We start from the raw sequence: 12,717 nt of genomic DNA, 5'->3' as shown, positions 1-12,717 counted from the left end.
TTCGGCCACGACGTCATCCGCTTCCCAGAGGCACAACCGGAAGGATATATCCCTATGGCGGCTCCAGTCGTCTCCATGCAGCAGCTCATCGAAACGGGCGCGCATTTCGGCCACCAGACTCATCGGTGGAACCCCAAGATGAAGCCTTACATCTTCGGTGATCGTAACGGCGTCCACATCCTCGACCTTTCGCAGACCGTGCCGCTGTTCGCGCGCGCGCTCGAATTCGTCTCGTCGGCTGTTGCCGGTGGTGGCAAGGTCCTGTTCGTTGGCACCAAGCGCCAGGCGCAGGATCCCGTCGCGGACGCAGCGCGCCGTTCGGGCCAGCACTTCGTCAACCATCGCTGGTTGGGCGGCATGCTCACCAACTGGAAGACCATCTCGGGTTCGATCAAGCGTCTCAAGACGCTCGAGGAAATGCTGTCGGGCGACACCGTCGGCCTGACCAAGAAGGAAGTCCTTCAGCTCACCCGCGAGAAGGACAAGCTCGAACTTTCGCTCGGCGGCATCCGCGACATGGGCGGCATTCCCGACGTTATGTTCGTGATCGACGCGAACAAGGAAGAGCTGGCGATCAAGGAAGCCAACACGCTGGGTATTCCCGTCGTCGCGATCCTCGATTCGAACGTGTCGCCGGACGGCATCGCCTTCCCGGTTCCCGCGAACGACGACGCAGCCCGCGCCATCCGCCTGTACTGCGAGGCGATCGCGATCGCAGCGACGCGCGGCGGCCAGGAGCAGCAGCGCCGCACCGGTGCCGACATCGGCGCGATGATCGAGCCGCCGAAGGAAGAGGCGTTGAGCGCAGACCCCGTCGTCGAGGCTTCTGCCGATACGACCGAGGCTGCGGCGAACGCCGATATCGCTGCCGAGCTGGCAGCTGAGGGTGAGCGCCAGATCGACGCATAAGCGTCGTCGCCGAACCGTCATGCGGGCGGGGTAGGGCGAAAGCTCTGCCTCGCCCGCAACCATATTCAGACCTAAAAAGGATTAGAGACATGGCCGATATCACGGCAGCGATGGTCAAGGATCTGCGCGAGAAGAGCGGCGCGGGCATGATGGATTGCAAGAAGGCGCTGAGCGAGAACGCCGGCGACATGGAGCAGGCAATGGACTGGCTGCGTACCAAGGGGCTCGCAGCCGCTGCCAAGAAGTCCAGCCGTACCGCGGCCGAGGGCCTCGTCGGCGTCGCCGTGTCGGGCACCAAGGGCGCAGCGGTCGAAGTGAACTCGGAGACCGATTTCGTCGCGAAGAACGACCAGTTCCAGTCGTTTGTCCGTGACGTCACGCAGATCGCGCTCGCAACGGGTGGCGACATCGAGGCGCTGAAGTCGCAGGCGATGCCATCGGGCAAGACCGTCGAGGAAGTCCTGACGAACAACGTCGCGACGATCGGCGAGAACCAGTCGCTGCGCCGCTCGCGCACGCTGGAAGTCAGCAAGGGTGCGGTCGTTCCGTACATCCACAATGCAGCGGCCCCCGGCCTCGGCAAGATCGGCGTGCTCGTCGCGCTTGAGTCGGAGGCTTCGGACGAGGTTCTCCAGGCACTCGGCAAGCAGCTCGCGATGCACATCGCAGCCGCGTTCCCGAAGGCGCTCAACGAAGCAGACCTCGACGAGTCCGAGATCGAGCGCGAGCGCGCCATCGCGACCGAGAAGGCTGCCGAGTCGGGCAAGCCTGCCGACATCATCGCCAAGATGGTCGAGGGCGGCATCGCCAAGTACCGCAAGGAGCACGCCCTGGTCAGCCAGCTGTTCGTGATGGACGGCAAGACCAAGATCTCCGACGTCGTCGCCAAGGCCGGCAAGGATGCGGGCGCCGAGATCAAGCTGGTGGACTATGTCCGCTTCCAGCTCGGCGAAGGCATCGAGAAGGAGCAGTCCGACTTCGCAGCCGAGGTTGCTGCTGCTTCGGGCGTTCCGCAGGCGTAAGCCGACTTCCTCCCTCGCTCCTCCGGGGAGAGGGAAGGGGCCCGCTCGGCTCTTGTCGAGTGGGAAGGGTGAGGGGAGTGATTAGGTCTCGAACCTCACGCCCCCTCATCCGGCCCTGCCGGGCCACCTTCTCCCCGAGAGGAGAAGGATAGCGGGGCAGCCTTGGTGCTGCTTCGTCATCCCCGCGTAGGCGGGGATCCATAAACTCCGGCGCCGGTGATCCATCGAGCCGCTAGCCAGTATGGGTTCCCGCCTCCGCGGGAATGACGATCGTTCTCCGTTGCGCGCTTCTGCGAACGAGAATTTTCCGTCTCATCTCCATCCAGTTTCGATGCACGCGCCGCACAGCGCTTCACATCCCGGGCCTCGCCGCCTAAGGTCCGCGCCGCCCCGCCAATCACAATTCGAGATTTATGACGCCTCCGCGCTACAACCGTATCCTGCTGAAACTGTCGGGCGAAGTCCTGATGGGCACCTCCGGCTTGTCGATCGACACCGAGGTTACCGCGCGCGTCGCGCAGGAGATCGCTGACATCAAGGCCCGAGGCTATGAGATCTGCATCGTCGTCGGTGGGGGCAACATCTTCCGCGGCATGGCGGGGGCGGCACGCGGCATGGACCGCGCGACCGGTGATTACATGGGCATGCTCGCGACCGTGATGAACGCGCTTGCCGTGCAGAACGCGCTGGAGCAGATCGGCGTCGACACGCGCGTCCAGTCGGCGATCCCGATGGCGTCGGTGTGCGAGCCGTTCATTCGTCGTCGCGCCGAGCGTCACCTGGAGAAGGGCCGCGTCGTGATCTTCGCCGCCGGCGTCGGCAGTCCCTATTTCACCACCGATTCGGGCGCCGCGCTGCGGGCTGCCGAGATGAAGTGCGATGCGCTGTTCAAGGGCACCTCGGTCGACGGCGTCTACAACGCCGACCCGAAGACGCACCCCGACGCCGTGCGCTACGAGACGGTGTCGTACAGCCGCGTGCTGTCCGACGACCTCAAGGTCATGGACGCGAGCGCGATCGCGCTGTGCCGCGACAACAACATCCCGATCGTCGTCTTCAACATCCGCGAACCCGGCAATCTCGCCGCGGTCCTGGCGGGTGATGGCGTGTCGACGATCGTCCAGAACGAGCAGGAGCTTTAAGATGGCTGCATACGACAAGACCGACCTCGAACGCCGCATGGCGGGTGCCGTCGAAGCGCTGAAGAGCGATCTTGCAGGCTTGCGCACGGGCCGTGCGTCGACCGCGCTGCTCGATCCGGTGATGGTGACGGTGTACGGCTCGTCGATGCCGCTGAACCAGGTCGCGACCGTCTCGGCGCCCGAGCCGCGGATGCTGTCGGTGCAGGTCTGGGACAAGTCGAACGTCGGCCCGACCGACAAGGCGATCCGTTCGGCCGGCCTCGGGCTCAACCCGATCGTCGACGGCCAGACGCTGCGCCTGCCGATTCCGGACCTGACCGAGGAGCGCCGCAAGGAACTCGCCAAGCTCGCCGGCCAGTACGCCGAGAAGGCGCGCATCGCGGTCCGTAACGTCCGCCGCGACGGGATGGATTCGCTGAAGGTCGACGAGAAGAAGGGCGTGTTCGGCGAGGACGAGCGCAAGCGTCACGAGACCGAAGTCCAGAAGCTGACCGACAGCATCATCGCCGAGCTCGATGCGACCGCGACCGCCAAGGAAAAGGAAATCCTGGGCAAGTGAGGGCGTTCGGCGCTGCACAGGCGGGGGCCTCCTCGGCCGCGCCGCTTGCTGCCGTTCCTGCAGGCGGCGTGGTGCCGCGTCATGTCGCGATCATCATGGACGGCAATGGCCGCTGGGCGAAGAAGCGGTTCCTGCCGCGCTTCGCCGGGCACAAGGCTGGCGTCGAAGCCGTGCGCAAGGTGACGCGCGCGGCTCGGGCGATGGGGATCGAGGCGCTGACGCTGTACGCGTTCTCGTCCGAGAACTGGCGGCGTCCGGCCGAAGAGGTCAGCGACCTGATGGGGCTGCTGCGGCATTTCATCCGCAGCGACCTCGACGAACTCGCGCGCGAGAACGTCCGGCTGCGCGTGATCGGCGACTATCACAGCTTTTCGTCTGATCTGGTGGCGATGGTCGACGATGCGATCGCGCGTACTGCGGGGAATAGCGGTCCGATTTTGGCGATCGCGCTGAATTACGGCGCGCATGCCGAGCTGGTGACCGCCGCGCGGCGTCTGGCCGAGCGGGCGCGCGATGGCGCACTCGACCCGGCGAGCATCGATGCGGCGACGATCGAGGCGGAACTCGATACGCACGACCTCCCGCCGCTGGACCTGATGATCCGGACGTCGGGCGAGCAGCGTCTTTCGAACTTCCTGTTGTGGCAAGCGGCGTATGCGGAACTACTGTTCGTCGACACGCTCTGGCCCGACTTTGATGCGGCCGCGCTCGCCGATGCTGTCGCGGCGTTTGGTCAGCGTCAGCGCCGCTACGGTGGTCTGTGAGTCTTACCGACCCTGAAAAGGCGCCCGATCAGGCGTTACGTACGCCGTCCAATCTCCAGCTCCGGATGATCGCCAGCGTCGGCATGATCGCGGTGGCCAGCCTCGCGCTGACGCTCGGCGGGATTGCGTTCTGGGTGCTGGGCGTGGTCGCCGCGCTGTTCATGATGGCGGAATGGTCGATGCTGCAAGGCGCCGACGCCAAGACCAAGCGGATGACGCAGTTCGCGCTGTCAGTGCCGCTCGCGCTGATGGCGCCAGCGTCGCTGATCCTGGTGATCCACGATTTCTTCACGCTGGGGCTGCTTGTGGGGGCCGCGTTCTTCGTCGTCATCACGACCCGCAAGCCGCCGCTCGCGCTCGGCATCCTCTATTGCGGGCTCCCGGTGCTCGCGCTGATGATCATCCGGCGGCAGGACGAGGGCATCCTCTTCACGTTGTGGGCGCTGTCGCTGGTGTGGGCGTGCGATATCGGTGCGTTCTTCACTGGACGGACGCTGGGCGGGCCGAAGCTCGCGCCGGTCATCAGCCCGAACAAGACATGGTCGGGGCTTATCGGCGGTGTCGTGCTCGCGAGCGCGGTCGCGGCGGTGCTCCACACGCAATACGGCCTGCCGCTGCGGATGACGCTGGCGACGCCGGTGCTCGCCGTGCTCGCGCAGATGGGCGATCTTTATGAGAGCTGGTTGAAGAGAGTGGCAGGCGTGAAGGACAGCGGCAACATCCTGCCAGGGCATGGCGGCGTGATGGATCGCCTCGACGGCCTGGTCCCGGTCGCGCCGGTCGCGGCGTTCCTCGTCCTGTTGCCGCATTTCTACGCATGAAGAGCATTACCATTTTAGGCGCGACCGGCTCGGTCGGCACCTCGACGCTCGACCTGATCGAGCGCGAGCCCGATCGCTTCCGTGTCATCGCACTTACCGCCAATTGCGACGTGATCAGGCTCGCCGCCGCGGCGATCCGGACCAAGGCCGAGTTCGCCGTCGTCGCGGACGAGAAATGTCTTCCCGAACTCCGCGAGGCGCTGGCCGGCACGGGGATTCGCGCAGGTGGCGGTGCCGAAGCGATCGCCGAGGCGGCGTCATCGGGCGCCGACTGGACGATGGGCGCGATCGTCGGGTGTGCGGGACTGAAGCCGGTGATGGCGGCGATCGAGCAGGGCGGGACCGTGGTGATCGCCAACAAGGAGCCGCTGGTCTCCGCCGGCGACGTCATCCTCGCCGCGGCGAAGCGGACCGGCGCGACGCTGCTGCCCGCCGACTCCGAGCACAACGCGATCTTCCAATGTTTCGACGCGACGCGCCCCGAGCGCGTCCGCCGGATCATCCTGACGTGCAGCGGCGGGCCGTTCCGCGACTGGACCACCGAGCAGATGCGCGGCGTGACGCTCGAACAGGCGGTCAAGCACCCCAACTGGTCGATGGGCGCGAAGATTTCGGTCGATTCGGCGACCTGCATGAACAAGGGCCTCGAACTGATCGAGGCCGCACGGCTGTTCCCGATTCCGCACGACCGGATCGAGATCGTCATCCACCCGCAATCGGTGATCCACAGCCTCGTCGATCATGTCGACGGGTCAGTGCTGGCGCAGTTGGGCCCCCCCGACATGCGGACGCCGATCGCGCACACGCTTGCCTGGCCGGACCGCATGGCGACGCCGATGGCACCGCTCGACCTGGTCGCGATCGGTCGGCTCGACTTCGAGGCACCCGATCCGATTCGCTTCCCCGCCTTGCGGCTGGCGCGCGAGGCGCTCGATGCGGGCGGCGCGCGGCCGGCAATTCTCAACGCTGCCAACGAGGTAGCGGTCGAGGCATTCCTGCAACGGCGCATCGGCTTCCTCGAAATTGCCGCAATCGTCGAACATACGTTGTCGTGTTATGACCCGGCCGCGCCGGACAGCGTCGACGCCGTTCTGGCGATCGATGCCGAGGCGCGGGTTTTGGCGGGCGAGCGTGTAGAGGATTGCGCGGTTTGATCGAAACACCCGGTATCCTTCTGACGATCCTGTCGTTCGCGCTAGTGATCGGACCGCTCGTGTTCGTGCACGAGATGGGCCATTACCTCGCCGGACGCTTTTTCGGGATCAAGGCGGATGCCTTCGCGATCGGCTTCGGTCGCGAGATCGCCGGCTTCACCGACAGCCGCGGCACCCGGTGGAAGTTCGGCTGGTTGCCGCTCGGCGGCTATGTGAAGTTTGCCGGCGACATGAACCCGGCCAGCCAGCCCTCGGCCGAGTGGCTTTTGCTACCCGCCGAAGAGCGCCAGCGCACCTTCCAGTCGAAGCCGGTGTGGCAGCGTGCGATCGTCGTTGCTGCCGGACCCGTCGTCAATTTCGTCGTCGCCATCCTGATCCTAGCCGGTTTTGCCTTTGCGTACGGCGACATCCGCATGCCGCCGGTTGTTGGTGGCACGGTGCCCGGCAGCGCCGCGGCGACCGCCGGATTGCAGCCCGGCGACCGCATCACCGCGATCGGCGGCCGCTCGGTCGAGACGTTCGACGATCTCGCCCGCTACGCGCGCATCCGCGCCGGCGAGAGCACGCGGATCGACGCGGAGCGCGGCGGCAAGGCGGTATCGCGCGACATCGTGATCGGTACCGAACTCCAGCGCGATCGCTTCGGCAACGAATACCGGATCGGCCGCCTCGGCATCGCCGGCAGCAAGCCCGTCATCGTTCCCGTCAGCCTGATCGAGGCGCCCGTCGTCGCGGTGAAGCGGACCGGCGAGATCGTCTCGATGATGGTCGAGACGCTGGGACAAGTCGTCACCGGGCGTCGTTCGGTCAAGGAACTTGGCGGACCGCTCAGCATCGCCAAGGTGTCGGGCGAGCAGATGTCGCTCGGGCTCGACGCCTATGTGTTCCTGATCGCCCTCGTCTCGATCAATCTGGGGTTCATCAATCTGCTGCCAGTGCCGATGCTCGATGGCGGGCACCTGTTCTTCTACGCGATCGAAGCGGTGCGCAGGCGCCCGGTCGAGCCGCAGGTGCAGGAATGGGCATTTCGTGGCGGGCTCGCAGCAATTCTCGCGCTGATGCTGCTGGTGACCTTCAACGATCTCGGCAATTTCGGGCTTTGGAAAAATCTGGCCGGCTTGATCGGCTGATCACGATAGGGCAGGGCGGGCGCGCCTTGTATGTGCACGTTTTGAAGGTGGGTTTGGTGACAGCGATCAACGGTTACGATTTCGCGCGTAAGGGCGCCCTGCTGCTCGCAGGTACGATCCTGTCGGGCGTTCCCGCGCTGGCACAGACCGTGCCGGCTGGATCCGCGACTCCGGCCGCGACGCCGTCGTCGAGCCCCGCGACGGGTCGTCAGGCGCCGACCATGGCCGCCCCTGCAAAGGGTGCTGTTGGTGTAACGCCCGTAGCCGCACCGGTATCCGTGCGAGCGATAAAGACTTTGCGCGTCGAGGGATCGCAGCGCATCGAGCCCGAGACGGTGCTGTCCTACACGAAGCTGCGCGTCGGCATTCCGTACACGGCGGAGACGCTCGATCAGGCGCTGAAGGACCTTCAGGCCAGCGACCTGTTCGCCGATTATTCGATCGCTGGCGTCGAGGACGGCAACATCGTTCTCCGCGTGCGCGAGAACCCGATCATCAACCGCGTGATCATCGAAGGCAACAAGGCGCTCAAGACCGACAAGATCACTAAGGAGATCAAGCTCGCGCCGCGCCAGATCTTCACGCGCACCGCGGTCCGCCAGGATATCGCGCGGATCATCGAGCTGTATCGTCGCCAGGGGCGCTTCGCCGCGGTGATCGACCCGAAGATGGTTAATCTCGACCAGAACCGCGTCGACGTGGTGTTCGAGGTCAGCGAAGGGCCGAAGTCGAAGGTCCGCCAGATCAACATCCTCGGCAACGAGGTGTTCTCCGACGACCAGATCCGCGGCCAGATGGCGACCAAGCAGTCGCGCTTCTTCCGCCTGCTCTCGTCCGCGACGAGCTACGATCAGGATCGCCTGTCCTACGATCAGCAGAAGCTCCGCCAGTTCTACCTGACGCAGGGCTATGCCGATTTCCGCGTGACCTCGGCCGTGGCCGAGCTGACGCCGGACAAGAAGGACTTCATCATCACGTACGTGGTGGAGGAAGGTAAGCGCTACAAGTTCGGCGACGTGACCGTCGACAGCCAGATCCGCGACTTCGACAACAAGAAGCTCGCCGCTTCGCTGCCGCTGAAGAAGGGCGATTGGTACAACGCCAAGCTCGTCGAGGATTCGGTCGACAATCTCAGCCAGACCGCGGGCCTGTTCGGCTATGCGTTCACCGAGGTGAACCCGGAGTTCGCCAAGGACGCCGACACGCTGACGATGGGGATTAATTTCAACATCGCCGAAGCTAAGCGGACCTATGTCGAGCGGATCGACATCAACGGCAACACGCAGACGCAGGACAAGGTCGTCCGCCGCGAGATCCGTCTTGCCGAGGGTGACGCGTTCAACAGCTTCCAGGTGAAGCGCTCGCAGGATCGCATCAACTCGCTGGGCTATTTCCAGGACAAGATGGAGATCAAGCAGCTGCCTGGCTCGGCGCCCGACCGCGTCATCCTGGAGACCAACCTCGAAGAGAAGTCGACCGGCGAGCTTCAGCTGTCGGCGGGCTATTCGAGCCTCGAACGCTTCATCATTCAGGCCAACATCACGCAGCGCAACTTCCGCGGCAAGGGCCAGGAATTGCGCGCCGGCGTCAACTATTCGAGCTATTCGAAGTCGATCGAGCTTGGCTTCACCGAGCCGTATCTGTTCGACAAGAACATCGCGATCGGCGGCGACATCTTCCGCCGCGATTACAATTCGTTCAACTATATCGGCAACGATCGCCAGACCACCTATTCGCAGGTCTCGACCGGCTTCCAGCTTCGTGCCGGTGTGCCGCTGACCGAATTCTGGTCGCTGTCGGCGCGCTACGGTCTGTCCTACGACAAGGTCGGACTGAACGAGTCGACCTACTTCACCGATGGGCAGTGCGACATCCTCAAGGCCGGCCGTTATCTCTGCGAAGCGATCGGCAACCGCTGGACCTCGTCGGTCGGCTATTCGCTGATCCGCGACACGCTCAACAGCCGCTTGCGCCCGACCGCGGGCTCGCGCTTCTCGTTCAGCCAGGATTTCGCAGGTCTCGGCGGCGACGTGAAATACATCCGTACGCGCGCTGAGGGCGCCAAGTACTGGAACGCGGGTAGCGGCTTCATCCTGTCGGCGATCGGCGAGGGTGGCTACATCAAGTCGCTCGAAGGCAGCAAAAGGTCTGGGATCGACGGTGTCCGCATCACCGACCGCTTCTATCTCGGCGAGCCGCAGTTCCGCGGGTTCGACATTCGCGGCGTAGGCCCGCGCGTGTTGCGCATTCCGTACACGACGGACTCGGCGACGGGGAAGCAGATCCTGGTCACCGATCGCAACCAGTACATCGACGATGCGCTCGGCGGTAACGCCTATTATCTTGGCCGCATCGAGATGGAGATCCCGCTCGGTTCGGGTGCGCGCGAACTGGGCCTGCGTCCTTCGATCTACGTGCAGGCGGGCTCGCTGTTCAGCATCACGAAGCCGAACCTGACCGTCGATCCCAACTCGTACCCCCGGACGGTCGACGCCAACGGCAACGTCACGATCCTGCCGTTGCAGACTCCGATCAAGACCGCCGACGGCAAGCTGCAATATGTCGTACCGTCGACCGACACGACGAACCCGAATGCCGTCACGACCTGCGCCGTCGGCTATTCGTCGACGCTCGGCGGGGCCTGCACCGGGACCAGCGTCAACAGCCAGTATTCGTCGACCTATGGTCCGTATTCGGAGCAGTTCCTCGGCAACTCCGCCAAGCCGCGTCTCTCGATCGGCATCGGCGTGAACTGGAACTCGCCATTCGGCCCGCTTCGCATCGATCTCGCTCGTGCTCTGCTCAAGCAGAAGGGCGACGACCCCAAGCTCATCACTTTCAACGTAGGGACACAGTTCTAATGACGACGTTCAAGACGCTTCTCCTCGCCGCCGCGCTCGTCGCGCCGGCTGCCATGACCGCAACCGCTGCGGACGCGCAGGTTTCGGGTATCGCTGTTGCCGACGCGCAGGGCGCGATCGCCAACTCGAAGGCCTGGAATGCCGCGCGCGCCCAGATCGAGACCACCTACAAGGCGCAGCTCGATCAGGCCGAGACGCGTCGCCAGGCTGTCGCGCGTGAGCTTCAGCCGCTCGTGACCGCGTTCCAGGCCGCGCAGCGTGCGCCCGGCGCTTCGGAGGCATCGCTGCGTCCGCAGGCTCAGGCGATCCAGACGCGCGAAAACGCCGCCAATCAGGAACTCGCTCGTCTGACGCAGCCCGCCCAGCGCGCGCAGCAATACGCGATCGAGCAGATCCAGGCGAAGCTCAGCGATGCCGTCACGGCAGCGGTTCGCGCCAAGAACGTCAGCCTGTTGCTGCGTCCCGAGGCCGCCCTGTTCGCGCAGCCGACTGCCGATATCACGTCGGCGATCACCACCGAACTCGACCGCCTGGTCCCGACCGTAAGCACCGCTGTCCCCGCCAATTGGCAGCCCAACCAGAACGGCCAGCAGCAGGGCGCAGCACCGGCGTCGGCACCTGCAGCCGCGACCGGCAAGCGCACCACGCCGCAGGGCCGTTGAGCGAGCCGACGATGACCGACTCGGTTGACGCCGTGAAGACCGGCATGGGCCCGCTCGATATCGGGCGGGTGATGGCGGCGTTGCCGCATCGCTATCCGCTCCTGCTGGTCGATCGTGTCGAGGATCTGATCCTCGACACGTCGATCACCGCGATCAAGGCGGTGTCGATGAACGAGCAGTTCTTCCAGGGGCATTTCCCCGGACGCCCGATCATGCCGGGCGTGCTGATCGTCGAGGCGATGGCGCAGGCGGCGGGGATCCTCGCGGTCGAGTCGCTGGGGCTAGCGGGCTCGGGCAAGCTCGTCTACTTCATGGCGATCGACGGCGCGAAGTTCCGCAAGCCGGTCGAGCCGGGCGTGTTGCTCAAGCTCGAAGTCACCTTCGTCCAGAAGCGCAGCGCCGTCTGCAAGTTCGCCGGTCGCGCTCTCGTGGACGGGCAGCTGGTAGCCGAGGCGAACTTCACGGCGATGATCGCCGATCCGCCGAAAGCCTGACGACAAGGCTCCAGCCGCGCGATCTTGTAAAATCGGGCGCGTCCGTGTACGGGCGCGCCTTCCTTTTCAGGCTGGTCGGAACCAGCCACTTACGGAGAATTCCCATGAAGGCCGATACGCACCCCGATTATCACATGATCACCGTCCAGATGACCGATGGCAGCAAGTACCAGACTCGCACCACCTGGGGTAAGGAAGGCGATGTGATGACGCTCGAGATCGATCCGCTCGCGCATCCGGCATGGACCGGCGGCCGCGGTACGATGCTCGACACTGGTGGCCAGGTCGCGCGCTTTAACAAGCGTTTCGGTGGCGGTCTCACGCTCCGCAAGTAAACGTAACCCCCCGGAACGGATCGATACTCATTCGTTCCGGGGGCATTTATTAAGATCACGTTAGGCACCGGCGGCTAGGCTTGTAACTGCAAGCCAGACTTAGGACTCGCAAGGACGAGGACGCCATGTTCGCCGCCGATTTCGAACCCGCAGAGCGCACCAGCCGCCGCGGTTCGCCCCGTGCCCCTGTCGCGTTGGACGTCAGCATCGGCAAGACGCGCCGCACCTTGTGCAGAGTCGTCGACATCTCGATCAACGGCGCGCGGCTGCAGACCTATTCGGCGCTTAAGCGCGGGACGAGCATCTGGCTCAACCTGCCACAGATCGGCCAGATCGTCGCCGAAGTCATGTGGGCGGACGATTTCACCGCCGGCTGCAAGTTCCGCAAACCGCTATCGATCGAAACGTTCGATGCGCTCATTCGGGATCACCCGGCATAGCGTCGTTAATCGCGATCACGTCAGGCCGCACGATGGCACCTTCACCAATACGGCTCTGAGCTTGGGACATGATGGCCGCCGGCACCCCGGCATCGCATCGGACGAGACCCGCAATTTCGAAATCTCGAGTTGGTGTGGGCCAAACCGGCGTTCGCGTAGTGACTTACAGAGAGTAGCGTCATGGCAGTAGGCAGCAACGAGAGCCCGTAGAGCGGCGCGGGAGCCAAAAAATGGAAAACCGACCAAAAACTGTAAAATAGTGTTTGACGGGTTTGTGGGTTGGCCCTAGAGGGGTGTCACCGCAGCGAACGGCCACACGGTCTGGACGCAGCGGTCGCAAAAAACCAGATGCTCCAAGCTTTCCGAGAGGAGGGTTATGCGAGTGTCGGTATTTTTGTCGGCTCTTTGACATTGTAGGTTAAGA

At 64.5% G+C, this 12,717-nt stretch carries 13 protein-coding genes; all 13 read left to right on the top strand.

The window, feature by feature from the left end; translation table 11 throughout:
- Nucleotides 1-54: 54 nt before the first annotated feature.
- A complete protein-coding gene (gene rpsB / locus C8J43_RS00065; RefSeq protein WP_133029272.1) occupies nucleotides 55-909 on the top strand; it encodes a 30S ribosomal protein S2 in 855 nt (284 codons plus the stop codon).
- Nucleotides 910-998: 89 nt separating this feature from the next.
- Complete coding sequence (tsf, locus tag C8J43_RS00060; protein WP_056055945.1) at nucleotides 999-1,931, top strand: translation elongation factor Ts; 933 nt, start codon at nucleotides 999-1,001, stop codon at nucleotides 1,929-1,931.
- 413 nt (nucleotides 1,932-2,344) lie between these two features.
- Entirely contained in the window at nucleotides 2,345-3,073 is a 729-nt protein-coding gene (gene pyrH, locus C8J43_RS00055) for a UMP kinase (RefSeq protein ID WP_060527372.1), read from the top strand.
- A 1-nt stretch (nucleotide 3,074) separates the two neighbouring features.
- Nucleotides 3,075-3,632, top strand: coding sequence for a ribosome recycling factor (frr, locus tag C8J43_RS00050; protein WP_056055952.1), 558 nt, complete (start codon nucleotides 3,075-3,077; stop codon nucleotides 3,630-3,632).
- A gap of 68 nt (nucleotides 3,633-3,700) precedes the next feature.
- On the top strand, nucleotides 3,701-4,396 hold the full coding sequence (locus C8J43_RS00045; protein ID WP_279388823.1) for an isoprenyl transferase: 696 nt from the start codon (nucleotides 3,701-3,703) through the stop codon (nucleotides 4,394-4,396).
- 65 nt (nucleotides 4,397-4,461) lie between these two features.
- Complete coding sequence (locus C8J43_RS00040; RefSeq protein WP_133029960.1) at nucleotides 4,462-5,217, top strand: phosphatidate cytidylyltransferase; 756 nt, start codon at nucleotides 4,462-4,464, stop codon at nucleotides 5,215-5,217.
- The gene (locus C8J43_RS00035) at nucleotides 5,214-6,371 is read left to right on the top strand and encodes a 1-deoxy-D-xylulose-5-phosphate reductoisomerase (protein ID WP_133029270.1); all 1,158 of its coding nucleotides are present in this window, start codon (nucleotides 5,214-5,216) and stop codon (nucleotides 6,369-6,371) included. The genes C8J43_RS00040 and C8J43_RS00035 overlap by 4 nt, the downstream gene beginning before the upstream one ends.
- Complete coding sequence (gene rseP / locus C8J43_RS00030) at nucleotides 6,368-7,501, top strand: RIP metalloprotease RseP (protein WP_133029269.1); 1,134 nt, start codon at nucleotides 6,368-6,370, stop codon at nucleotides 7,499-7,501. Before C8J43_RS00035 ends, rseP begins: the two co-directional genes overlap by 4 nt.
- A 53-nt stretch (nucleotides 7,502-7,554) precedes the next feature.
- On the top strand, nucleotides 7,555-10,362 hold the full coding sequence (bamA, locus tag C8J43_RS00025; protein WP_243645410.1) for an outer membrane protein assembly factor BamA: 2,808 nt from the start codon (nucleotides 7,555-7,557) through the stop codon (nucleotides 10,360-10,362).
- On the top strand, nucleotides 10,362-11,024 hold the full coding sequence (locus C8J43_RS00020) for an OmpH family outer membrane protein (protein ID WP_133029267.1): 663 nt from the start codon (nucleotides 10,362-10,364) through the stop codon (nucleotides 11,022-11,024). The genes bamA and C8J43_RS00020 overlap by 1 nt, the downstream gene beginning before the upstream one ends.
- Nucleotides 11,025-11,035: 11 nt before the next feature.
- On the top strand, nucleotides 11,036-11,518 hold the full coding sequence (gene fabZ / locus C8J43_RS00015) for a 3-hydroxyacyl-ACP dehydratase FabZ (RefSeq protein ID WP_243645343.1): 483 nt from the start codon (nucleotides 11,036-11,038) through the stop codon (nucleotides 11,516-11,518).
- A 104-nt stretch (nucleotides 11,519-11,622) separates the two neighbouring features.
- On the top strand, nucleotides 11,623-11,853 hold the full coding sequence (gene rpmE, locus C8J43_RS00010; RefSeq protein WP_055880673.1) for a 50S ribosomal protein L31: 231 nt from the start codon (nucleotides 11,623-11,625) through the stop codon (nucleotides 11,851-11,853).
- 125 nt (nucleotides 11,854-11,978) lie between these two features.
- On the top strand, nucleotides 11,979-12,293 hold the full coding sequence (locus C8J43_RS00005; protein ID WP_133029266.1) for a PilZ domain-containing protein: 315 nt from the start codon (nucleotides 11,979-11,981) through the stop codon (nucleotides 12,291-12,293).
- Nucleotides 12,294-12,717 lie beyond the last annotated feature (424 nt).

The sequence above is a fragment of the Sphingomonas sp. PP-CE-1G-424 genome, from assembly GCF_004341085.1.
In the GTDB taxonomy this organism is placed as follows: Bacteria; Pseudomonadota; Alphaproteobacteria; order Sphingomonadales; family Sphingomonadaceae; genus Sphingomonas.
The sequence above is the reverse complement of the archived record's forward strand: the minus strand, read 5'-3'. Positions and strand labels throughout refer to the sequence as shown.